This window comes from Roseovarius sp. MBR-79 (assembly GCF_053628555.1).
In genome coordinates, this window is record NZ_JBRJGP010000003.1 from 255610 (window position 1) to 277754 (window position 22145).

Annotated in this window: 18 protein-coding genes; 6 read left to right on the forward strand and 12 right to left on the reverse strand. The window is 66.5% G+C overall.

The window, feature by feature from the left end; all coding sequences use genetic code 11:
* Positions 1-5: 5 nt before the first annotated feature.
* The 6 genes from ACSSV8_RS04725 to ACSSV8_RS04750 form a co-directional block, all read right to left on the reverse strand.
* Complete coding sequence (locus ACSSV8_RS04725; RefSeq protein WP_454281665.1) at positions 6-1031, reverse strand: CpsD/CapB family tyrosine-protein kinase; 1026 nt, start codon at positions 1029-1031, stop codon at positions 6-8.
* A gap of 82 nt (positions 1032-1113) precedes the next feature.
* Positions 1114-3210 carry an NAD-dependent epimerase/dehydratase family protein gene (locus tag ACSSV8_RS04730; RefSeq protein ID WP_454281666.1) on the reverse strand — a complete coding sequence of 699 codons (2097 nt, stop codon included), beginning with the start codon at positions 3208-3210 and terminating at the stop codon, positions 1114-1116.
* A gap of 21 nt (positions 3211-3231) precedes the next feature.
* Positions 3232-4191: a glycosyltransferase gene (locus tag ACSSV8_RS04735; protein WP_454281667.1), complete on the reverse strand. Its 960-nt coding sequence runs from the start codon at positions 4189-4191 to the stop codon at positions 3232-3234.
* Positions 4188-5426 carry a glycosyltransferase gene (locus ACSSV8_RS04740; protein WP_454281668.1) on the reverse strand — a complete coding sequence of 413 codons (1239 nt, stop codon included), beginning with the start codon at positions 5424-5426 and terminating at the stop codon, positions 4188-4190. The genes ACSSV8_RS04735 and ACSSV8_RS04740 overlap by 4 nt, the downstream gene beginning before the upstream one ends.
* A complete protein-coding gene (locus ACSSV8_RS04745) occupies positions 5423-6322 on the reverse strand; it encodes an NAD-dependent epimerase/dehydratase family protein (protein ID WP_454281669.1) in 900 nt (299 codons plus the stop codon). Before ACSSV8_RS04745 ends, ACSSV8_RS04740 begins: the two co-directional genes overlap by 4 nt.
* Positions 6313-7452 (reverse strand): Gfo/Idh/MocA family protein, encoded by a 1140-nt coding sequence (locus tag ACSSV8_RS04750; protein ID WP_454281670.1) that lies wholly within the window; start codon positions 7450-7452, stop codon positions 6313-6315. The genes ACSSV8_RS04745 and ACSSV8_RS04750 overlap by 10 nt, the downstream gene beginning before the upstream one ends.
* Before the next feature lie 153 nt (positions 7453-7605).
* On the opposite strand from ACSSV8_RS04750, the gene ACSSV8_RS04755 reads away from it, so the two are divergent.
* Positions 7606-8361, forward strand: a complete 756-nt coding sequence (locus tag ACSSV8_RS04755) for a WecB/TagA/CpsF family glycosyltransferase (RefSeq protein ID WP_454281671.1) — start codon at positions 7606-7608, stop codon at positions 8359-8361.
* A 4-nt stretch (positions 8362-8365) separates the two neighbouring features.
* Here the strand turns inward: ACSSV8_RS04755 and ACSSV8_RS04760 are convergent, their stop codons facing one another.
* The 4 genes from ACSSV8_RS04760 to ACSSV8_RS04775 all read right to left on the reverse strand — a co-directional run bounded on the left by ACSSV8_RS04760 (position 8366) and on the right by ACSSV8_RS04775 (position 13558).
* Positions 8366-9652: a glycosyltransferase family 4 protein gene (locus ACSSV8_RS04760; RefSeq protein WP_454281672.1), complete on the reverse strand. Its 1287-nt coding sequence runs from the start codon at positions 9650-9652 to the stop codon at positions 8366-8368.
* 8 nt (positions 9653-9660) lie between these two features.
* Complete coding sequence (locus tag ACSSV8_RS04765) at positions 9661-11061, reverse strand: hypothetical protein (RefSeq protein WP_454281673.1); 1401 nt, start codon at positions 11059-11061, stop codon at positions 9661-9663.
* A gap of 132 nt (positions 11062-11193) precedes the next feature.
* Positions 11194-11883, reverse strand: coding sequence for a sugar transferase (locus ACSSV8_RS04770; protein WP_454281674.1), 690 nt, complete (start codon positions 11881-11883; stop codon positions 11194-11196).
* A gap of 808 nt (positions 11884-12691) precedes the next feature.
* Positions 12692-13558, reverse strand: a complete 867-nt coding sequence (locus ACSSV8_RS04775) for a branched-chain amino acid aminotransferase (RefSeq protein ID WP_454281675.1) — start codon at positions 13556-13558, stop codon at positions 12692-12694.
* 166 nt (positions 13559-13724) lie between these two features.
* On the opposite strand from ACSSV8_RS04775, the gene ACSSV8_RS04780 reads away from it, so the two are divergent.
* The 3 genes from ACSSV8_RS04780 to ACSSV8_RS04790 all read left to right on the forward strand — a co-directional run bounded on the left by ACSSV8_RS04780 (position 13725) and on the right by ACSSV8_RS04790 (position 15537).
* The gene (locus ACSSV8_RS04780; RefSeq protein WP_454281676.1) at positions 13725-14222 is read left to right on the forward strand and encodes a MarR family winged helix-turn-helix transcriptional regulator; all 498 of its coding nucleotides are present in this window, start codon (positions 13725-13727) and stop codon (positions 14220-14222) included.
* Complete coding sequence (locus ACSSV8_RS04785; protein WP_454281677.1) at positions 14219-14920, forward strand: response regulator; 702 nt, start codon at positions 14219-14221, stop codon at positions 14918-14920. Before ACSSV8_RS04780 ends, ACSSV8_RS04785 begins: the two co-directional genes overlap by 4 nt.
* Before the next feature lie 125 nt (positions 14921-15045).
* The gene (locus tag ACSSV8_RS04790) at positions 15046-15537 is read left to right on the forward strand and encodes a hypothetical protein (protein WP_354539123.1); all 492 of its coding nucleotides are present in this window, start codon (positions 15046-15048) and stop codon (positions 15535-15537) included.
* Positions 15538-15606: 69 nt separating this feature from the next.
* On the opposite strand, the gene ACSSV8_RS04795 is transcribed toward ACSSV8_RS04790, so the two are convergent.
* A complete protein-coding gene (locus ACSSV8_RS04795; protein ID WP_454281678.1) occupies positions 15607-19983 on the reverse strand; it encodes a choice-of-anchor I family protein in 4377 nt (1458 codons plus the stop codon).
* A 175-nt stretch (positions 19984-20158) separates the two neighbouring features.
* On the opposite strand from ACSSV8_RS04795, the gene ACSSV8_RS04800 reads away from it, so the two are divergent.
* Positions 20159-20665: a peptidoglycan-binding domain-containing protein gene (locus tag ACSSV8_RS04800; RefSeq protein WP_454281679.1), complete on the forward strand. Its 507-nt coding sequence runs from the start codon at positions 20159-20161 to the stop codon at positions 20663-20665.
* Positions 20666-20668: 3 nt separating this feature from the next.
* On the opposite strand, the gene ACSSV8_RS04805 is transcribed toward ACSSV8_RS04800, so the two are convergent.
* The gene (locus tag ACSSV8_RS04805) at positions 20669-21493 is read right to left on the reverse strand and encodes an MBL fold metallo-hydrolase (protein ID WP_454281680.1); all 825 of its coding nucleotides are present in this window, start codon (positions 21491-21493) and stop codon (positions 20669-20671) included.
* 439 nt (positions 21494-21932) lie between these two features.
* Between ACSSV8_RS04805 and ACSSV8_RS04810 the strand changes: the two genes are divergently transcribed.
* Entirely contained in the window at positions 21933-22118 is a 186-nt protein-coding gene (locus ACSSV8_RS04810; protein ID WP_354539128.1) for a CTP synthetase, read from the forward strand.
* The last annotated feature ends 27 nt before the right edge of the window (positions 22119-22145 follow it).

Genomic DNA, 22145 nt, shown 5'->3' on the forward strand with positions numbered 1-22145 from the left:
ACGGCTCAATACTCGTAACGCGTAATATCCTCGCCCTCGGCGCGGTTCATGACCACGCCCAGAAGCGGCGTGTCGCTGCCCAGCCGCTCCTTCAGATCACGCACCTCCTGCGCTGTCGTGCGCCCGCCCGCCACCACGATCAGGACCCCGTCGAATTGCGGACGCAAGGCCAGCACATCGTCGTGATAGAGCGCGGGCGGCAGATCGAAAATCACCACATCGGGATCAAACCGTGCCGCCAGCACTGCCAGAGCCGCGGCAGCGGCGGGCGATTGCAGCATCTCTGCGGCATAGCTTTCCGCCCGGTCGTTGAGGCCGAGCGCCAGCCCCGCGCCGATATTGAGATCATTGGGCGCGGGTCGCACAAGGTGATCCTCGGGCGCAATCTCGCCGCTCAGGAAGCGGCCCATCGTGCCCGGCTCCTTCACGCCGAAGAGCTTGGCCAGCGACGGGCGGCGCAAATCGGTATCCATCAGCACGGTGCGCAGCCCCGCCTTGCGCGACAGGCTGATCGCCAGATTGGCCGCGACAAAGCTCTTGCCACAGCCCGACGTGGCCGAGGTGATCGCCACCCGGTGCCAGCCCTCGCGCTTCAGGACCGCCACCAGCTTGGTGCGCAGCACGTCAAAGGCGACATGCGCAGGCTCGTCCCGAGTCGCCGAAATGAGCCGGTTGCGTGCAAGATGACGGGCATCGAGCGGCACAGGCCGAAGCGCCGCCCAGGCGGCCGCGACATGCGCGCCCGCATCGGGGGGCGCTTCGACCTCCCCTGCCGCTGATCGCAAAGGCTCAGGCTCAGGCTCAGGCTCAGGCTCAGGCTCAGGCTCAGGCTCAGGCTCAGGCTCAGGCTCAGGCTCAGGCAGCCTCACAGGATCGCCCCTGCGCGCAAGCACTTTTTCCAGCGCAGCCTCCGGCTCCGTCTCATCAGGTGCCGTCGCCTCTGCTTCCAGACGCGCAGCGCGGCGGCGCATATACGCCTCGTGACGCGACAGGGTCGCGTCCTCCGTCTCTGCCTCCGGGGCCTGCCTCATTGCCGGGTCTCCTGCCATCGGGCTCAGATATGCCCCGCAATTCCGGCAACAATGCGACAGAAACGCAGGGATTGTGGGCCGTTCAAAATCCGAACAGCCCAGCCTCATCGACCGCCTGCCGCAGGAAAGCCTCTCGTTCTGCCACCGGGGCCCACCCCAGGAGCGCCTTTGGCGCGGCAGTGTCGAAGCGCGCGTAATGCCCCCGGGAACGCCAGTCCGCCAGCGAGGCGCGCACCACGTCGGGTCGCTTCAACGCATATGTCTTGAGCGCCGCCTTCACCGCATCCGCCGCCCACATCGCCGTGAGGTTCCCCGAACTCACCCGGAGCCGCGCGCCAAGCCGCGCGTGGATCGCGTTGAAATAGGCCCGCGCCGAAATCTGCACATCGCCCACGAGGTTGAACGACTGTCCCTCCGCCGCGCGCGCCTCGCCCATGCGGATCAGCGCCTCCGACACATCCCCGATCAGCACGAAGGGCAGCGGGTTGTCCCCCGCCCCCCAGAGCCGCACCGCGCCGGACCCGTGCCAGCGCCCGATCCCCCAATGCTGCAACGGCCCGCCATTGCCCACCACGATGCCGGGCCGCGCGATGGTCAGCGGCAGGCCATGCTCGCGCCGCATCTCCCAGAGCCGCCGCTCGCATTCTGCCTTGGACCGGGCATAGAGGTTGCGGTCGCTCATATCCTGCGCAAAGGGCGTGGATTCGGTAATCACCGTCGCGGGGTTCGACATGTCATAAGACGCAATCGTGCCGGTATAAACAAGCCGCCCCACCCCCGCCGCCAGCGCCGCCCGTGCGATCCGGTCCGAGACGCCGACATCGTTTTCCAGACAGTCGGCCCAAGAGGTGCCAAGCGCGCGCGCGAGGTTATAGACCGCGCGGGTCCCCTCCATCGCGCGGGCCAGCCCCGCCTCGTCGCGCAAGGAAACGGCGCAGGTCTCCACGGTCTCGGGCAGATCGTCGAAGGGCCCGTGCGCGCCCCGCGACAGCACCCGCACATCCTCGCCCCGCGCGACCAGCGCGCGCGTGAGGTCCCGCCCCAGAAACCCGGTGCCGCCGATCACCAGCGCGGTCGGTTTCGGTTTGCGGCGCGGTTTGGGGCGCTGCACGGTCTCGCGCCCCTGATCGGGCATCAGCGCAATCGCCGCGTCGATCGCCCGCATCACCCCCTCCGCCGCCGTGCCGTCAAAGCGCGGATCAAGCGGTTTGCCCTCGCGGATCGCGCCATAGAACGCCTCAAATAGGCCCATGAAGCCAAGCGCATAGGGCGATTTACGGTTCAGCGATGCGACCTGCCGCGCGGCATTGGCCACCCCCTCGCGCAGATGCGCCCACGCCCCGCCCGTCTCGCGCAGGAACGGGTTGAGCACCAGATCGGCGGTGTTCTCGCGGGTCACGGTCAACACATCGGCGGCATAATCGAGCCGCGCAAGGCCGGACGAGCCGCGCAGGGTGAGCGAACGGTCGTCAATGCTCTCCACGAGTTGCAGGTTGAGCGCCAGATCGACGCCCCCCGCCTCGGCCGTGATCCGCCAGCTTTGCGGGCGCGTGCCCGCACCGGGCAGTTGCACGGGTTTCGACAGGTGCAGCCCCGTCACCGTCACAGGGCCGAAAAGATCATGCGCGAAGGCAAAAAGATGCGGTCCCAACTCGCGCAACAGGTTCCCCGGCTCGCGCAGCATCCACAGGCCATAGGGGCCAGAGCGCAGCGGCGCGAGCGGCAGCGCCCAAGTGATCTCGGCGCTCGACACCCGGCCCAGTTCCCCTGCCGCGACCAGCGACTTGAGGCGCTGATAGGCAGGCAGCCCGAGGAAATTATGCCCGGCGGCAAAGTGCCGCCCGGCGGCGCGCGCCGCCTCGGCCACACAGGCCGCCTCCTCGCCCGAGAGTGCGACCGGCTTTTCCACCAGCACATGCAGCCCCGCCGCCAGACATTTGCGCGCCAAGGCGGCATGGCTGTCGGGCGGCGTGAGGATATGCACCGCCTCGACCGCGCCGCTTGCGATCATCTCGTCCAGCGACGTGAACGCCCGCGCCCCATGCGCGCCCGCCAGACCCTCCGCCGCAGACGCAGACAGGTCACAGACCGCCGCCAGCCGCGCCCCATGCGTGAGCTTGAGCGCATCCGCGTGCCAGCCCGCGATATAGCCCGCTCCAATCAAACCAACATCAATCACTTTTTCCGTCCTTCAAATCGCTCACTTGTATTCGATGATCTGCATTGCCACCCCCTGCCATTTTCGGAGCTTGTAGGTCAGCATACCGATCAGGTTGGGAAATTTCGAAAGGCTGAGGAACATCGCCTGATGCAGCGCCGCGCGCGTGCCCATCCCGCCCTCTCGCAGCCCCTGCGCCGTCTTGGCATAGGACAGCGCATAGACCGCCAGCACAGCCGCCAAGAGCGGCCACCAGAAGAGCCCGCCAAGCGCCAGCACCGGCAGCGCCAGGCCATAGGCCCAGACCCGCGCCCGCTCGCGCGCGAAATAGCCCGGATGCATATCACCCACCTGCGCGAATCCATGCCCCGAGCGGACCGCGCGCCGCCACCATTGCCCGAACCGCGTCATCGCGGCATCGTGGCGCGTCATCGGCAGGGGCAGACGGATGAGCCGCCACCCCGCCTTGCACAGCCGCTGGCAGAATTCTTCATCCTCCGAGGCGATGATCTGCCCGTCAAAGCCGCCCACCGCGCGATAGGCCGCGACCCGCAGCAGCATGTCACCGCCACAGGCCGGGATCTCGCCCGCCGGGCGGTGCCATTCGTGGTCGCACAGCGCGTTGTAGACCGACGCCTCAGGATAAATCTCCGACCGCCAGCCGGTGACAAGGCCAAGGCTTCTATCGGCTGCGAGCGCGGCCACCGCCGCCTCGATCCAGCCCGGCTCGACGATGCAATCGCCGTCGATGAAATGCACCGCCTCGGGCAGGTCCGCGCCCAGCGCCTCAAACCCCGCATTGCGCGCCCGCGCCGCCGTGAAGGGTGTCGCGCGGTCCAGTTCCACCACCTCTGCCCCCGCGGCGCGCGCCGCCGCCACGCTGCCATCGCTCGATCCGCTATCGACATAAACCAACCGCAGCCCCTGGCCCTTGAGCGAGTCCAGACAGGCCAGAAGCCGTGCGCCCTCATTGCGCCCGATAATGACCACCGCCACATTCATGGCCTGCCCTCCGGGCGCACCGTCGCGGGCGGGGTGCCGCGCGAATAGCCGTTGAGCAGCTGCGCCAGCCACGCCGCCTCGCGCGCGCTGTCAAATTCCGCCACCACCCGCGCGCGCCCTGCCGCGCCCATGCCCGCGCGCAACGTGCCGTCGCCCAGAACCTCCGCCAGCGCCGCGCGCAAGGCGCGCACATCCCCCGGTGCCACCAACCGCCCGCTCACCCCGTCCTCGACCAGTTCCGCCACGCCTGCGATGCGCGTCGCCACCACCGGCACGCGGGCAGCGAGCGCCTCCATCAGCACCACCGGCAACCCCTCGGCAAAGCTTGGCAGCACCAGCGCGGTGGCCTCCCGCAAGAGCGCCGCCACCTCGTCTTGCGACTTGTAGCCGACGAAATCGACATGGCCGCGCAAGACCTCGGCCCGCGCCTCGAGCGCCGCGCGCTCCGGCCCGTCGCCCACCAGCGTCAGCCGCAGGCCGGGGTGATCGGCGATCAGGCCCTGCATGGCCTCCAGCAGCACCGGCACGCCTTTCACCGCCGCCAGCCGCCCGACAAAGACCAGATGCGCGGGCCCCCCGCCGCGCGCCCCGTCGTAAAGCGCCGGGTCCACCCCGCAATGCACGATATGCAGCTTGTCCCAATGCGCAGGGTCTGAGAACACCATTGCCTGCGAGCGGGCGAAATGGCTGATGCAGGCGACAAAGCGCGCCCGCGCGATCTTTTCATCCAGCCGCCAGTGATGCGGCTCGTAGAAAATATCCGGCCCGTGCAGGGTGAAACTGTAGGGGATGCCCGACATTTCCGAGGCCAGCATCGCCACCGTGCCGCTCGACTTGGCGATATGGTTGTGGATATGGGTGACGCCGCGCGCGCGCAGATGATGCGCCAGCGCGGTGGCCTCGGCCAGATAGACCATCTGATAGGCCAGCGCCCGCAGCCCGCCGGGACTTGTCCGCCACGCCAGCCGCAGCGCGGCAAACCAGCGACCGGGCCGCCGCCACGCGGCCAACAGCGCCGGTATCAGGCGCAGCGACAGCGTCGCCTCCAGCACGTGAAACGTGCGCGCGGCCTCTGCGCGCTGCTCGGGGCCGGTGTGATGCTCCGCCCCCGTGCGCCGCACCGAACAGGTCTCGACCGTCAGGCCCAGCGCCCGCAGCCCCGCCACCTCGCGCTGAATGAAGGTGTCGGTGGCGCGGGGATATTCGCCGGTCAGATAGGCGATGCGCAGGCTCATGTCGCCCCCTCCCGCGCGCGCCGCAGCGCGGTGTCGAAATCCTCCTGCGGCGCCCAACCGAGCGCCGCCTCCGCCGCCGCGATGTCATAGGCCACGGGTGCCATCCGAGCGCGCAGCACGGCAGGCCGCAACAGCCCCGGCACCCGGTCCCCCAAGGGCGAGAGCAGCCACGCCAGCGGCATCATGAGCCGCCAGTTGAATGGCACCACATGCCGTGGCCAGCCGCCCGCGCGCAGCGCCGCGATGAACCGCGCCCGCGTCGGCCGGTCGGCCCCGAGGATATTGAGCGCGCGCCCCTCTCCCGGCATCTCGGCGGCCAGAACGAAGGCCCGCACGCAATCGTCACGCGAGACAAGCGGCACCTCGCCGCGTCGCTCCATCCGCAGCAGAACCCCGCCGATCACCGGCCCCAGATGCGCGTTCCACACCCGTCCCGGCCCGATGATGGCACCGGGCCGCAGGGTCGTGTGCCGCAACCCGCTCTCGCGCAGCATTGCCTCCTGCGCGATCTTGGCGCGCGCATAGGCATCGCGCCGAGAGGGCCGCGCCTCCAGCGGCGTGGCCTCGGTCACGATCCCGCCCGCATCCGCGTCATAGACGGCGATGGAGCTTGCCAGCACGACGCGCGGCGGCAGCGCCATCGCCTGCAAACCCGCGATCAGCCGTGCCGTGCCGCCCAGCGTATCGCGCGCCTGCACCTCCACGTCGCCCGAGAGCGATCCGGCGAGATGGATCACGCACTCGGCCCCCTCCAGCACCGCAGAAGGATCGTCGCGCGCAAGATCCAGATCAGCGCGGGTGAGCGCGCGCACCTCGTGCCCCCGCGCCGCCGCCGCGCGCGCCACCGCCCGGCCGAGAAACCCGCCCGCGCCCGTGATGATCAGCCTCAGGCCCATGGCGCAGGCTCCATCGCCGCGCAGCGCGTGACCATCTCGCGCGCGCCGGTGCCCTCGTGAATCGCCAGCACCACCTCGGTCAGGTGCAGCGCCATGGCATTCGTCAACCGACAGGACCGCCCCTCGGCCTGCGCCGCCAGCATCTCGATGGGTCCGAGCGCGAAATTCATCGCCGCCGCGCCCCAGCGCCCGACCTTGGGATGGCTCGGCCCGCGCGCGCGCAGCCGACGCCCCAACGGGGCCTCCATCAGCCGCCGCCGCAGCGTGAACCGCCGGTGGAAGCGCACCGCCGCGCCATTGTCCCAGACCTCGCGCAGCGCCAGCACACCCTTGTCGCCGATCATCCGCAACCGGTGGTCGTGCGGCGCGACGATCGAGCAGGTGAGCCGCGCCACCTCGCCCCCCTCGAAGATCAGCACCGCGACCGAGACATCCGGCGCGCCCGCACCCGTCTCCGGCACCACCTGCGCCGAGGCCGCCACCACCCGCGTGACCGGCCCGAAGATCGCGATGAGCCAGGCCACAACATAGCCTGCATGTTCCAGCGTGCAGCCCACGGCGAATTCGTCACCTGCGGGCCAGGGCGCGCCGCTCTCGCTCTGCCAGAGCCGGTAGGGTGCCTGCGGGATATAGCCGTCATCCATCTCGGCATGGATGAGCCGCACGCGGCCCGCCACACCGCGCCGCACCGCCGCCAGCATCACCTGTGCCGCCTCGCCCAGAACCGAGGCCGGGGCCGACAGATGCCAAAGGCCGCGCGCTTCGGCCAGATCGTGCAGCGCCTGCGCCTGCTCCAGATCGAGTGTCATCGGCTTTTCACACCAGACATGGTGGCCGGCCGCCAGAACGGCACGGCTGACCTCTGCGTGCGAGGCCGGGTTGGTGAGGTTGAGCACCACATCGCCGGGTCTCAACCGGTCAAGCAGCGCCGCGAGCGAGGCCACGCCCTCGACCCCCCAATGTGCCACGAATGCCGCCTGTCGGGCGGCGTCGCGGTCATGCACGCCCACCACCGCAACATCGGGATAAAGCCGCAGCGACCGCATGTAGAGATCGGCCACGAAGCCACAGCCGACAAGCGCCACGCGCCCGGCCACATCCTGCCCGCCTGATCCCGATCTGCCTGCCATCACACGCCCATTCACCATGCCAACATGGCGAGAATCCGACAATATTTCCGCAAAGCCAAGCCATTGCGCGGAAATCCCGAAATCTCCCCGGTTTCGCCCTCTGGCCAACGCGATCCCGCGCGCCTTATACCACCTGTGGCAAAGGAGCACCGCGTGGAATTCCGCATCAAGGACCAGACCCTGCGCATCGCCCCGCGCGACCGCGCCGCCCTTCTGTCAGAGGTGGCGCGCCGGTTCGCTGCGGGTGAGGGGTTTGCGCTCGCCACGCTCAACCTCGACCACCTTGTGAAGCTGCGCGCCGATCCTGCGTTTCTCGACGCCTATGCGCGCCATGACCTGATCGTGGCCGATGGCAACCCGGTGGTGTGGCTCTCGCGGCTCGCGCGCCGTCCGGTCGGGCTTGTGCCCGGTGCCGATATGGTTGCGCCGCTTGCGCGCCTGGCCACCGAGGCGGGCCACACCGTTGCGCTTGTCGGCAGCACCGAGGCGGCCCTGCAAGGGGCCGAAGAGGGGTTGCGCGCCGAAGTGCCCGGGCTGCGTGTTGCCGCCCGCATCGCGCCGCCCATGGGGTTTGATCCCGCGGGGCCGCAGGGCGCGGCGGTGATCACGGCGCTGCGGCAATCCGGCGCGCGGCTCTGCCTGCTGGCGCTTGGCGCACCGAAGCAAGAGATTTTCGCCGCCCGCACCCGTGCCGCCCTGCCACAGATTGGCCTTGCCGGGATCGGGGCCGGTCTGGACTTTCTCGCCGGGACACAGCACCGCGCGCCGCGCCTTGTGCGCCGCCTCGCGCTTGAATGGTTGTGGCGGATGCTCTCGCAGCCGCGTCGCCTCGGGCCGCGCTACGCGCGCTGCGCGGCGTTGCTGCCCGGCCTCGCGCTTGACGCGCTGCGCCTCAGGGCACGCTCCTGAGCCCTCAACCGAACACCGCCGGCAAGGGCGCGCGCGCCAGCACCGCATCATAGACCGCGCGCACCTGCCGCGCCTTCGCCTCCCATGTCGCCTGCGCCCTCACCCAATCACGGCCCGCCCAACCCATGGCGGCCAGCCCCGCGCGGTTCTGCGCCGCACGCTCGAACGCACCGGCAAACCCGGCAACAATCGAGGCCCGCGTGCCAAGCGGCACCTTCATGCCGCGCCCCTCGGCCACCAATTCGCCCGGTCCGGCATAATCGACGATGAGCGGCGGCACGCCCAGCGCCATCGCCTCCAGCACCACGCCACCACCGAACTCGCGCACCGACGGAAAGGCAAAGAGATGACAGGAGGCGAGCACATCCTGCACAACCTCATGCGCCAGCCAGCCGTGAAACCTGACCCGGTCCGCCACACCAAGGCCCGCCGCCTGCGCGCGCAGATCGCCCATCATCGGCCCGTCGCCCACGATGTCGAGCACCAGCCGCCCGTCGCGCAGCATGGGCGCCGCCGCCTCGATCAGCATGTCCGGCCCCTTGTAGGGCACCAGCCGCCCGACGAACGCGGCGCGCAGCGGGCCGCCCTCGGCATGGGCCGCCAGCTGCGAAAACCGCATCGGATCAATGGCGTTTTCCGGCAGATAGACCGCCTTGGCCTGTGCCCATTTCGGCAACTCTCCCAGCGTGTGCCGAGAGCCTGCGAGGATTGCGGTGGCGTGGCGCAGGGTCGATGCGCGCCCCGGCAGCGCCTTGTAGGCGCCGCGCAGATAGCTCAGATATTCCCGCTCGCGCCGCCGCTCGGCGTCAAATGCCTTGGGCCATGGCACCCCGCCATTGAGCGGCCCAAGGACGAATGGCACCCCCGCCCCCGCACAGCGCCCCGCCAGCGATGAGGAGATCGTCGGGCTAAGCGGCGTGATCCGGTGCACGATATCCCATGCCCCGGCGCGGATCTCGGCCCCGAAGCGCCGCCAGACCAGATGCTCGAACCACGGATAGCTCAGCGCGCTAAGCGCCTGCACCATGGTCCAGCCCTTGCCCTCGCCCATGCGCAAGCGCTCGCTGAGCGCCCAGACCGGCCGCGCCAGTGCCTCGGACTCGATGGCGGTGAAATCCTGCCCCTCCGTCAGCCCTGCGCGCAAAAACGCATCCCGGTTGCGCACCTGCGTGACGATATGCACATCCGCCACCGCGCGCAGCGCCGTCGCCAGCGACCAGCCGACCAGCGGCACCGAGACCCATTCGGGATTGGCCGCCTCGGCAAGGACCAGAACACGGGGGTAGGGCATGTCCGGCCTCACATCAGCGGCTTCCAGCCCAGCGGGCGGCGCTGCACCGGCCCCGCCACCTGGCGCACCTGTTCGCCAAGCCCCAGCACCGCCCCGGCCAGAAGCCATGTCAGCGGCATCAGCGTTGCGTTGGGGATCAACTCGATCAGGTTGATCGCCAGCAACAGCGCGACCGGCCCCACCAGCGGCCCCGCGCCCAAACTTGCCAGCCCGGCCCCCCGCGCCCAGAGCAGCAGCACCGGCAGCGCGATCAGACCGAACTCGGCCAGATAGCCCACCCAGCCGAAAATCCCGATCAGGATGATCCAGCGCCCGTCCGACACGGTCATGATCGCCCCGCTGACGGGGTCGAAAATCTGGTTGCGCCCCCAGCTTCCCCAGCCGAACACGGGCTTTTCCTGCGCGCGCGCCATCAGGATATCCTCGTTGTCGAACCGGAATTGCAGCGACGCCGCCCGATCCGGGTCAATCCCCGCCGCCTTTTCAAGCAGCCAGTCCACCGGCACATGGCCCGCCCCCTTCAGCACCGGATAGGAAATCGCCACGACCATCATGATCCCCGCGATCCGCACCTGTAGCCGCGTCGGCAGAAACAGTGCCAGCGGCGCCAGATATAGCCCGAACAGCAGTGATCCGAGCGACTTGGCCAGCACCAGCACGACCCCCAGGTAGAGCGCCGCCACCAGCCAAAGAACGCGCTGCCGCCCATCGGCCTTGCGCGCCAGCGCCAGCGCGCAGGTGATCGCCATGACGGTAAAGAACGCCGCCCACAGCCCGTGATACAGGAACACGATGGGCCGGAACCCGCCTTGCCGGATCATCTGGTCGAACATGTGCTGGAAATACCCGTAGACCCATATGTTGAGCTGCGGCGACAGCCGCACCTCGACCAGCATCGGCACCGAGTAGATCAGCCCCCCGACGGCAATCGCCAGCACCAGTTCGCGCAGGCCCCGCGCCGTGGCCAGATGCGCGCGCGCCAGAAGAAACGGCATGAGCAGGATGAATTGCAGCAGGACGAGCGCCACCATATCCTTGATCCCCAGCCCCGGCAGGCCGATGCGTCCGAAAAACACCTCCTCGGTATTGGTCGCCACGGTTGCGATGGGACTCAGGACAAACAGCGCCACCAGCGCCCGCGCCAGAACCCCCTCCGGCAGAAGCGGACGGCGCACGCGCTCTTTGCCGCAATGATAGAGGCAGATCAGAAAGGTCGCCACGCTTGGCAGCGACTCCTTGGACAGCGGCGGCATCATCGGGAAATCGAACGCCGCAGGCGGCGGCGGCAGGAACAGGAACGCCCCCAGCAGCGACCACACCAGCGCACGTTCCAACGGCCAGCGACGGAACATCACCAGCGTCACCAGCGGCCAGAGCGCCAGCATCAGATATGCGAACCCGTTGGGCATGATGCGCCGGGCACCTCGTTTCTCTTGCCGTGCGGACCGGGATCACCCGTCCCACAGGCCAAGCGTGCCTCAGTTCTTACGCAGCAAGAGGGCAGCATTCCAACGATTTCAGGGCAAGCCGCGCGATCGTGCTCAGCAGCCGGTGCCGCACAGCACCACCCGCACCGTGCGCAGCATCACCATCAGATCGGTTCCAAGCGACAGGTCGCGGAAGTATTGCGCGTCAAACCTCGCCCGGTCGGCAAAGCTGCTTTCGTTACGCACCGAGGTCTGCCAGAACCCGGTTATACCGGGGCGCAGCGCGTAATAGGCCGTGCCGGGATAGATGGCTTGCTGGTCAGGCATCATCGGGCGTGGACCCACCATCGACATCTCGCCCCTCAGCACGTTCCACAACTGGGGCAACTCGTCGATCGAGGTTTTCCGGATGATCCGCCCCACCCGCGTGATCCGGGGATCATCGCGCAGCTTCTGGTTTTCGTCCCATTCGCGGCGGCGCTCCGGGTTCGCATCGAGATAGGCCCCAAGGCGCGCATCGGCATCCGCCACCATGCTGCGCAACTTCCACATGCGGAAGAGCCGCCCGCTACGCCCGACGCGCGGCTGGGTGTAGAAGGGTGATTTCCCGTCGAGCATGATCAGCGGGCAAAATACCCCCACAATCACAAGTGCGACCGGCGCAAGCAGGAGGACAATGGCGATATCGAACACCCGCTTGACCACACGGTCATAAACACCATCACTTTTTTGCCGAACAGGGCCGTTTTGAATAAAATGCGAAAGATCAACGCGGTTCGAGCCCGCAGTATCCACGACCGACATGGCAGCAACTCCCCAGCAGAAACCAGCACTCTCGTGACTTCTGACACCATAAATGACGCCTCGCCGACCCCCCGGCGAAACAAGACCTTTCGTGGATCGAAATGAGGCAAGACCGTGTCGGACGACCCCGACGAATTACACACGCATTCCGAACCCCAGCCGCATATGGCATCACCCGGCTCGCCGCTTCGGCCTTCCAGTAACGTCATGCCCCCACATGCCAGTCACAGGAATTTATCCAAGAACCAAGTAGACTTAGGCAATATGCCCCCGCCATTTTTCGCGGTCAAGACTCTGAGAAAAATACAACTTTTACGATATCTGCCATCGTGAAAAATATAACTCCCCCGAGTTTCCCTGCCATGACTTTGCCATTTTGACTGGCGTGCCTGCCCAAACGATCAGCCCAAAAACGGCCACATTGTTGCCTGGTTTCGATCTTCGATCGCTTCCATCTCCACACCAGTTTTCCCGCCCGGACCGACAAACTGTTTCCGATTTTCGGTCAGCGCTGATATATGTATTCGACTGTTTCCTGAGAACGGAGAATGCGGCAGTAAAACTCCCCATTACGCAGCGTTACGTCCGCATTTCGCTCCAAAAGGGACGGGTGCGGCACGGGCGTGGGGCGGCGGATGACCGCGACCCGGGATCGTCACATTTTCGACAATTTTAAGCCGAGTGCCAAAAGCCGCCGTCGCGCGACAGAACGCCCCCGCGCCCCGGAAGTGGCGCGAATCACTCGCGTGCAGGCACGAAAAAGCCGCCCGGCAGGGACCGGGCGGCGCGTCTCTCTGGGCCGCAGGTATCAGGCGCGCACAAGCGCCTCATAGGCCTGAGAGACCTCGCGGGTCATGGCGCCCACCTCGAAAGTGTAATCGCCGATCTGCCCCACTGGCGTCACCTCGGCGGCAGAGCCGGTCAACCAGCACTGCTCGAAACCTTCCAGTTCCTCGGGCATGATATGGCGCTCATGCACCTTGATCTGACGATCCTTCAACATTCCGATCACCGTCTGCCGCGTCAGCCCGTTGAGGATCGCATCCGTCAGCGGCGTGTGCACCTCGCCATCCTTGACGAAGAAGATATTGGCCCCCGTCGCCTCGGCCACGTAACCACGATAATCGAGGAACATGGCGTCCGAGCAGCCCTTGGCCTCGGCGGCGTGCTTGGACATGGTGCAGATCATGTAGAGACCGGCCGCCTTGGCCGCCACCGGGATCGTCTCGGGGCTCGGGCGCTTCCACTTGGCGATGTCGAGCTTGGCACCCTTCATTTTGGCGTCGCCGTAGTAATTCCCCCATTCCCATGCCGTCACCGCCATGCGGATCGGGTTGCGCGCGGCGGCCACCCCCATATCCTCGCCCGCGCCGCGAAACGCCACCACGCGAACATAGGCGTTGCTGAACCCGTTGGCCTCCAGAACCGCGCGCTTGGCCGCTTCGATCTCGTCCACCGTGTAGGGGATCGGCATATCCATCAGCTCGCCCGATTTCAGCAAGCGTTCGGAATGGGCGCGGCTTTTGAACACCTTGCCATCATAGCAGCGCTCGCCTTCGAAGACCGAGCTTGCATAATGCAGCGCGTGGGTCAGGATATGCACGTTGGCATCCCGCCAGTCGATGAGTTTGCCATCCATCCAGATCTTGCCGTCGCGGTCGTCGTAACTTGCCATGATCCCATCCTCACGGGTTAAATTTTTCATTTATTGCGTGAATTATGGCCATAACGGACATTAAATTACGCAGTTTCTGAAAGTTGCTACCGATTCGATCTTGGAATGTCAATAAAGCTGACTTAATATCAGGCTGTAACAGGTGAATTGTGAACGGAGCAGTGCCATGGCCGAGATACAGGGCGGCGAAAACCTCTTGTTTCTCACCGATGAGCAATTGCGTCAGGGCATCGAAGCGATGTTCTTTGCCTATCGCGGCTTTACCGCCGATCCGGACCGCATCCTTGCCACCATGGCCTATGGCCGCGCCCATCACCGCGCGCTCCACTTCATCGCCCGCAATCCCGGCACCACCGTGAACAACCTCCTCACCATTCTCGGCGTGACCAAACAATCGCTGAACCGCGTGCTGCGCACCCTGATCGAGGATGGTCTGGTCGAAAGCCGGGTTGGCGCGAACGATCGGCGCGAACGGCACCTGACTTTGACCGAGGCGGGCCTGGCACTGGAACGCAAGCTGTCGGATGCCCAGCGCGCGCGCATGCGTGCCGCCTATCGCGCCGCCGGTCCGCAGGCGGTCGCGGGCTTTCGGCAGGTGCTCGAAGCAATGATGGACCCCGACATGCGCCGCCGCTACCATGCCATCAGGGAGTCCGACACATGAGCGAACCTGCGCCGCATCTTCTGATCGTCGATGATGACGAACGCATCCGGGACCTGCTTCGCAAGTTCCTCATGCGGCACGGCTTTCTTGTCTCCGTGGCCCGCGATGCGGGCCATGCGCGGCGTGTGCTCGCGGGGCTTGATTTCGACCTCATCGTGCTCGACGTGATGATGCCCGGAGAGAGCGGCGTCGATCTGACCCGCACCCTGCGCGAGAGCCGCACCACCCCCATTCTGCTGCTCACCGCCAAGGGCGAGGCTGCCGACCGCATCGAGGGGCTGGAGGCGGGGGCCGATGATTATCTCCCGAAACCGTTCGAGCCGCGCGAACTCTTGCTGCGGATCAACGCCATCCTGCGCCGAATGCCCGAGCCGGAACCCGAGGAAATCCAGCCCCGCGCCCTGCGCATGGGCCCCGTTCGCTACGATATCGAGCGTGCCGAGCTGACGCGCGGCGGTGCGCCGGTCAAGCTCACGGCGACCGAGGTGCAGCTCATGCGCATCTTCGCGGACAATCCGCGCCAGGCGATCAGCCGCGCCCGCCTTGTCGAGGAGTTGGGCCGCGATAACGGGCAGGCGCAGGAACGCGCCGTCGATGTGCAGATCACCCGGTTGCGCCGCAAGATCGAGACCGACCCGAAACAGCCGCGCTACCTGCAAACCGTGCGCGGCGAGGGCTATATGCTCGCGCCCGACTGAGGCGACACATTCAGACACGCATATGTGAAGGTCGGGAACGGGTTTCCCGTTGCAATCACATCTCCGGAACGGTTTTCTGCATTTGCCCGATCTGGGCGGACAGCGTTTTCAGGGAGTGATCCAACATGCCATTCAACAGGTTTCTCGGTGCCGCCGGCCTCATGCTCATCAGCAGTGCCGCGCTCGCCGCCCCCGTCTCCGTCACCACCGTTCTCGACCCGCAGGAGCAGATGCGTTTCGAGATGGGCGACGGCACGCCGCATTTCGTCCTCGCCGTGCGCCGTGAGGGCGTCTCCGAGGGTGAGGGTGCGCTTGCCGGGGCAAAGGTCACCGAATTCGGCTGGCACGACATTCAGCCCCCCATGGGCGGCGACCCGCGCGGCTATCTGCGCTTCGAGGCGGAAAACGGCGATGTGGCCATCGTCAAGTTCACCGTGCGCGCCGTGTTCATGAAGGGTGCGGACAAGCCCGAACTGCACGATGACGGGTTCTGGGAACTTGTGAACGGCACCGGCCAGTTCGAAGGCAAGCGCGGCGTCGGCGTGATCAAGATCGAACCTGCGGAAGGGCCCAAGCGCCTGTTCACGCTCACCGGCGAGATCGGCGACAAACCCTGATCCGTCTGCGCCGCCAACAAGAAAGCCCCCGGCACGAGCGGCCGGGGGCTTTTTCATTGCTGGCAGGTGTCAGACAAAGTCGAAGCTGTCTGCCCCGATTTCAGCGGCGGTCAGGCCCACAAGGCGCACGGTAGCCCCGTCCAGCGTGAACTCGGCCACGCCGCCGACATCGGCAAGGCCAAGCGCCGCGAAATCGAGCGCTGCGCCGCCAGTCTCGATGCGGATACGGTCAAGCCCGACCTCGAAATCCTGCACGAGATCAAGATCGCCCGCTGCGACGCCGGAGAACACGAACACATCCGCACCCGCGCCGCCCCAGATCGTGTCGGACCCGGTCCCGGCGTCGATTGTGTCAGACCCGGTGCCGCCGCCGAGGATGTCGTTGCCCGCGCCGCCCGACAGGCTGTCCGCGCCCGCAGCGCCCCAGATCTGATCGTCGCCGTCGCCGCCATCCAGCGTGTCGTCACCGTCAAAGCCACCAAGCGTGTCGTTGTCCGCGCCGCCGATGAGACTGTCATCGCCCAGACCGCCCCACATCTCGTCATCGCCCGCGCCACCATCGAGCGTGTCGTTATCGGCAGCACCTCCCAGCGTATCGTCTCCGGCACCGCCCGACAGGTTGTCATCGCCCGCAGCGCCCCAGATCTGATCGGCGCCTGCGCCACCGTCGAGCGTATCGTTGCCCGCACCGCCGCCCAGCAGATCGTTGCCGTCGCCGCCACGGAGCAGGTCATTGCCCGCGCCGCCGAACAGGTCGTCATCGCCCGCACCGCCCTCGACCGTGTCGTTGCCGACACCACCGCCGATGAGATCATTCCCGCCCGCGCCCACAAGGCTGTCGTCGCCATCAAGCCCGAAGATCGTGTCAGCCGCGCCGCTGCCGGTGATCGTATCACCCGCGCGCCCGCCAAGCGCCACACCGCTGCCCGGTTCAAGCAGCAGATCGCGCCCGAAGTCGAGATCATAGAGCACCGTGTTGCCATCGCCCTCGAAGGCCACCACCAATTGGGCATTGCCCGTGGCGCTCTCCTCGGCGGGGATGAACTGCATGGTTTCGGGGCTGATGTTCCCGTTTGCCTCGGCGTCGATATACTGCTCGAAGACCGGCGCGGTCGGGTCGGTCACGTCGAAGATCAGGATGCCGTTGTCGCGCTCCAGCCCGACAAAGACATAATAGCGCCCGCCGACCTCGCCCACGGCGATGGCCTCCGGCTCCACGCCCTTGTCGTCCGAACGCCCGTCAAAATCCCCGTTGGACTGGTTGAACAGGTCCGGGCGGATTTCCGCGATGAGCTGCGAGAAGAGCGAGCCGCTGTCATAGACGATCTCGCCCGCCTCGTTGTAGATCGTGAACGAGCGCGACCCGTAATGGAAAAGCTGGTCGAAATCGCCATCGCCGTCGGTGTCGCCGATATCGGTGCGCACGTTGAGCCGTCCGAGATTCTCGTCAAGCTGCAACAGGTCTGCGTTCGGAAAGGCCGTCGGATCGAGATCGAGGCTACGGACACGCGCCTCGGTCGCGTCGCGTGCGTCACCCTCGTTGGCGGTAAAGATGAAGGTCTCCCCACCGATCTCGACCGCCGTAATCGCATCGGGCTGACGCATCCCGAAAAGGTTGTCGTAGTTTTGCAGGTTGATCGCGTTGTCGCGGTTCGAGGCGTCGATCTCAAAGCCCGGCACCGACCGGTCGACCAGGCCAAAGCTGCGGATCTCGGTCACGGTGTTGGTGGTGAGATCCAGCACCGCATAGGCATTGGCCTCCTGCAACACGATCCAGGCCGTCTCGCCCCCCGGCAGGACGGTGATGTATTCCGGCTCAAGGTCCTCCGAGGCCGATTTGCCCGGCTCGATCAGCACGCCCGCCTCGCGCAGAGCATCCTCCTGCCCGTCGAAGGCGGTGAAGTCGAGCGTGGTCGCTGTGGCATCCGCTGCACCACCCGAGACGTCGATGATCGACACCCCGCCCAGCGGATCGACGCCGCCCGTCGGCTCGCCCTCATTGGCCACGAGGATGCGCGTGCCGTCAGGCGTAAAGGTCAGCATGTCGGGCAGGTTGCCCACCTCGACCGTGTTGAGCAGGTTGCCCTCGGTGTCAAATATCGCCACGACGCCATTCGCCTCGGCAGGTGTCACCGAAATTGCCGCCGCGATCAATCCGCCCTGCACGGCCACCGACTGCACGCTGTCGAAATTCGCCACCTGCGTCAGGTCGAAAGACTCGAGCTTTTCGCCCGTCGCCATGTCAAACACGTCGATCACGTCCTGCGCGTCATTGGTGACATAGGCGCGCCCGTCCTCGACGGCGACCACTTCCGAGCCCCCGGTAAAGGTTTCGGTCTCGCCACTGAGGAATTCCGCGCCGATCTCGATATCGAGCCGGTTTTCCGTCTCGTCGAGCAGGATGCGGTCGATCCCGCCGTTGCGCTCAAGCTGCACGATGCGCAGATCGTTGGCCACATCGGTCTCGGCCATGGCAAAGCTGTCGCCGTCCGAGAAATTGTTGGTCATGAAGTCTGCAAGCGCTTCCTGCTCGCCCAGGATCGCCGGATCGTCCGGGTTGGTGGTGGTGCCGCGATCCTGCGTCACATAGGAAATGTCGGTGGCCAGTTCCCGGAACGGGTAGCCGTCGCCGTTCTGCTCGACAAGGAAATCGAGCGTGACCATGCGGATGCTCTCGGGGGCGGCGTCGGTAAATGCCCCGTCGCGGTAGATCACGATGTCATCGCCGGTCGCGGGGTCAATGAGCGCGATTGTCTGGATGCGCTCGCCCGCCACCTCGACCGCGGGCATGCCCGTGTCAGGATCGACCACGAAAGCACCGGTATCGTCGGTCACAAGCCGCTGCGCCGGTGCGCTCTCGTCAAAGCTGACGCGGAAGCCGCCGATCTGGAAGAACCGGCCCGGCGTCGCGCCTGCGGCGGTATTGGTTGCCGCCACGCCGTGTTCGAGGATCATCAAAAGACCCTCGGGCGTCAGCGACACCATGATCAACTGGTTGTCGAACCGCAGCGAGTTCTGGATATCGAGCAGCGAGATTTGCCCGTCCCCTTCATCGGTGCCGGTATCGGTCGACGAGCCGATTTCGGCGCGGATACCGCCACCGTTCTTGAACGAGATCATGACCGTATCATCGGCCTCGCGCGCGGCCTCGAGATTGGCATCTGCGGTCAGGTTGCCAAGGTTGCTCTCCTCGGTGCGCACCGTCTCGCGGCGGCCGTCAAGGAACACGTCGTGATTGCCGAAGATCACCGCGTCGGCGGCCTCGACAATGGCCCCCACGGCGGTGGTGAGGTCCTGCACGATATCGGCCTTGACCGATCCCGCGATGGCCTCCTCCAGCGTCGCGGCCCCGGTCACGTCCAGCACGCCCTGCGCATCGGTGGCAAAGGCCCCCGACACGGCGGCGTCGATCGACTCGACGATCAGCACGCCGTTGTCGTCGAACTCGACCACCAGACGCCCGACATAGCTGTATTCCTCATCGGTCGAGACGATGGCGACCGGGTTGCCACCCGCGTCGGTGGTCAGGAACGGATAGCCCTCGCGCGCCGTGTCGCCCTCGCGCAGCCGGTCCTCGGCATCCGCCTGAAGCGTGCTCGACCCGCCCGCGATGATGATGTCCACCCCGTCGAGCAATCCGGCCAGTTCCTTTTCCAGCGCGATCTGCTGAAGATGCGAGGTCAGGATGATCTTGTTCGCGCCTGCGGCGATCAGCGCGTCGATCTGCGGCTGGATCGCGGCGGCGAGTGCCGCCATGTCGGTCGCACCGCCGGTGCTTTCCTGAATGCCGCCGGTTGACGAAATGCTCTCGATGATCTGGGTCGTGGCGCCCACGATCCCGACCATCTCGCCATTCACATCGACGATGGTCGCGGGCGCGATGGCCGGCCCGATATTGCGCGCCGCAAGGTCAGCGACCGATTCGGCAAAGCTCTCGGCATCGAGGATCTCGTCGGTGAACAGCCGCCCGAGAGACCCGTCGCCGGAAAAGTCGATATTCGAGGACAGATAGGGAAAAAGCGCGCCGACCCAGCCGATCGTGCCGCCGCCGCCCGCAGCGTTGATCAGACCGCCAAGCGCGTTGGTGCCCGCATCGAACTCGTGATTGCCGAGCGCCGAGGCGTCAAAGCCGAGCACGTTCATGATCATGACGTCCACGCGGCCCACGCCCGCACCAAGGTTCACGTTGACCTCGCCCAGTTCGACCCCCTGCACTTCGGTTACGAACCGGACGAAGGCATCGCTCAGCACCGGGGCCAGCGTCGGATCGGCGGCGGTCGAGAAGAACGGTCCGGGAATGAAGTTGTCGCCCGCCGAGATCAGCAGCGTATTGGCGAACGTGTCTTCCAGCGTATCGATGATCGCGGCAAAGTTCGGCGCGTTCTCGAGTGCGGCAACGCCGCCTTCAAGGTCGCTCGCATGGAGCAGTTGAAGCGTATAGGCCATAGGAAATCCCACCCGGTTTGAGAATGAAGCTGCGGGTGTGATAGTGTCGCTCTGTGACAGCGGGATGAGGGAACGGTAACGGGTTTGTATCAGCGGACACCCGCGTGTGCCGCTTGCCCCAAAGGCGCGCGCGGCCTAGGGTCTGCGCAACCAGATCGAGCGCCGCGAACCCGTCATGCCCCGCCTGCTCCTCCCCGTCCTCGCCGCGCTCGCCCTTGCGGCCTGCGCGCCACAGGGCCCCGCGCCCCGTGCGCCCGCAGACCTGGCCCCGGCCCCGCCCGGCGCGCCGCCCGGCACCTGCTGGGGCAAGGAGGTCGCCCCGGCGGTGATCGAGACCGTGACCGAACAGATCGAAATTGCTCCGCCCAGCTATGGCCCGGACGGCAGGATGACAGCCCCTGCGCGCTATGCCACGGAAACACGGCAGGTGATCGTCAACGAGCGTCAGGTGCTCTGGATCGAAACCCCCTGCCCCGATGTCATGACGCCCGAATTCATCTCCTCGGTGCAGCGCGCGCTTGCGGTGCGGGGTGAGTATCGCGGCCCCGTGACCGGCACGCTCGACCCCGCCACCCGCGACGCGATCCGTCGCCATCAAGTGCCGCTCGGCATCGACAGCGACACGCTCGCGCTCTCGACCGCGCGCAGCCTCGGCCTCGTTGCCGTGCCGCGCCCGGAGTGATCATCATTCGTTGTCGCGCAGCCAGGCGGGGCGCAGCGCGATGACGGTGGGCCGCTCGGGCAGCGACCGCAGCGACACCTCCACCTCGTTCGCGCCGGGGCGCTCGATCACGAACCCCTCATCTTCCATCCCGCGCAGGAACCGCTCCAGCGTCATGTCGGTAAACCAGTGCATCGGCAGGATGACGCTGGCCTTTACCCGACGCATGACGCTGATCATGCTGTCCACCGCCATGGTATAGCCACCATCGACCGGCACCATCACCACATCCATGCGCCCGATCGCGGCATATTGCTCGTCCGTGGGCTCGTGATGCAGATGGCCAAGATGCGCGATACAGAGCCCTTCCGTCTCGAAAACGAAGATCGAATTGCCATTGCGCTCGCGCCCGGTCTCGCCCAGCCGGATATCGGTCGGCACGTTGCGCACCAGCATGGCGCCAAGGTCAAGATGATGCTCGACCCCCTCCCCGAACGGGCCCCAGCCCGGCAGGACATGCGGGATGCGCGGATCTGGGTTGGCGGTGAAATGGGTGGAATGGGCGTGGTTCATGGTGGCAATGTCGGGGATGAAATCGGCACTGCCCAAAAAGCCGGCGTAATCCGTCACCGCAGAAAGCCCACCCCCGAGGATGAGAAAACTGGCATGGCTGACATAGCGGATGCGCACGGTGTAATCGGGCAGCGGCGCGCGAAAGCTGGTCTTGTGCAGATACGCCACCCCCGGCGTATTCTCCGCCACGGCAATGCAATGGCTCGGGCGTCGGTCCTGCGCGAAGGCGGGCGTGGTCAGGATGAAAAGGGTCAGGGTCAGGGCAAGCCGGATCATGGCACATCTCCTCTTGTCCCGAGGAGAATAGCACGGATTTGCGCAAGGTCAGGGTCTGACCGTCACCGGTGGTGAAAGTCCCGCCCATTCAGGTCTGTCAGGATCTCCCCCTCGATCATTTTTGCGGTTTTCTTCCGGGGCGCACATTTCAGAGCCCAAGGTCTTCCGGGATGGAGGCCATCCTACCGCGGGTCAGCAGGATGGCCAGAGTGAAGGAGCCGCGCGCCCCGGCGAGGAGCACGAGGCGGGCGGCCATGCCGCGCTGGTGGCAACACTTGTCGAGGCCAGGGCCGTTCCCGGGATCAACTGATCTCTCCCGCAGCCGGGGCGAGAGCGGCCACGGGCGTGCCTGCTCTCGCCCTTGTCATGACACAGATCAAGGCGGTCTTCATGCCGTTTGCGCCATGGTTTACCGAACGTCGCGCACACGGAGGACCCAATGTTTCGCCTCGGCCTTATCCTGCATCTCTTCATCGGCTCCACACTTGCGGGCTCGGCCGTCATCGCCGCGCTGGTGATGGGGTTCGATACGCTTTACCCCATCATGATCGCCGCCGCGCTCGGCTTTGTCGTCGCCGTTCCGGTCACGTGGCTGGTGACGAAGAAACTTTACGAGACGCGCTGACGGTCCCCATTTCCCGCCGCGCCACCG

Coding starts and splice junctions, on each gene's coding strand:
- ACSSV8_RS04745 (WP_454281669.1), bottom strand. CDS start 6,322: ATGGGCCTGAGGCTGATCATCACGGGCGCGGGCGGGTTTCTCGGCCGG.
- ACSSV8_RS04740 (WP_454281668.1), bottom strand. CDS start 5,426: ATGAGCCTGCGCATCGCCTATCTGACCGGCGAATATCCCCGCGCCACC.
- ACSSV8_RS04760 (WP_454281672.1), bottom strand. CDS start 9,652: ATGCCCTACCCCCGTGTTCTGGTCCTTGCCGAGGCGGCCAATCCCGAA.
- ACSSV8_RS04790 (WP_354539123.1), top strand. CDS start 15,046: ATGCCATTCAACAGGTTTCTCGGTGCCGCCGGCCTCATGCTCATCAGC.
- ACSSV8_RS04805 (WP_454281680.1), bottom strand. CDS start 21,493: ATGATCCGGCTTGCCCTGACCCTGACCCTTTTCATCCTGACCACGCCC.
- ACSSV8_RS04795 (WP_454281678.1), bottom strand. CDS start 19,983: ATGGCCTATACGCTTCAACTGCTCCATGCGAGCGACCTTGAAGGCGGC.
- ACSSV8_RS04770 (WP_454281674.1), bottom strand. CDS start 11,883: ATGTCGGTCGTGGATACTGCGGGCTCGAACCGCGTTGATCTTTCGCAT.
- ACSSV8_RS04800 (WP_454281679.1), top strand. CDS start 20,159: ATGCCCCGCCTGCTCCTCCCCGTCCTCGCCGCGCTCGCCCTTGCGGCC.
- ACSSV8_RS04780 (WP_454281676.1), top strand. CDS start 13,725: ATGGCCGAGATACAGGGCGGCGAAAACCTCTTGTTTCTCACCGATGAG.
- ACSSV8_RS04775 (WP_454281675.1), bottom strand. CDS start 13,558: ATGGCAAGTTACGACGACCGCGACGGCAAGATCTGGATGGATGGCAAA.
- ACSSV8_RS04725 (WP_454281665.1), bottom strand. CDS start 1,031: ATGAGGCAGGCCCCGGAGGCAGAGACGGAGGACGCGACCCTGTCGCGT.
- ACSSV8_RS04785 (WP_454281677.1), top strand. CDS start 14,219: ATGAGCGAACCTGCGCCGCATCTTCTGATCGTCGATGATGACGAACGC.
- ACSSV8_RS04765 (WP_454281673.1), bottom strand. CDS start 11,061: ATGCCCAACGGGTTCGCATATCTGATGCTGGCGCTCTGGCCGCTGGTG.
- ACSSV8_RS04810 (WP_354539128.1), top strand. CDS start 21,933: ATGTTTCGCCTCGGCCTTATCCTGCATCTCTTCATCGGCTCCACACTT.
- ACSSV8_RS04735 (WP_454281667.1), bottom strand. CDS start 4,191: ATGAATGTGGCGGTGGTCATTATCGGGCGCAATGAGGGCGCACGGCTT.
- ACSSV8_RS04750 (WP_454281670.1), bottom strand. CDS start 7,452: ATGGCAGGCAGATCGGGATCAGGCGGGCAGGATGTGGCCGGGCGCGTG.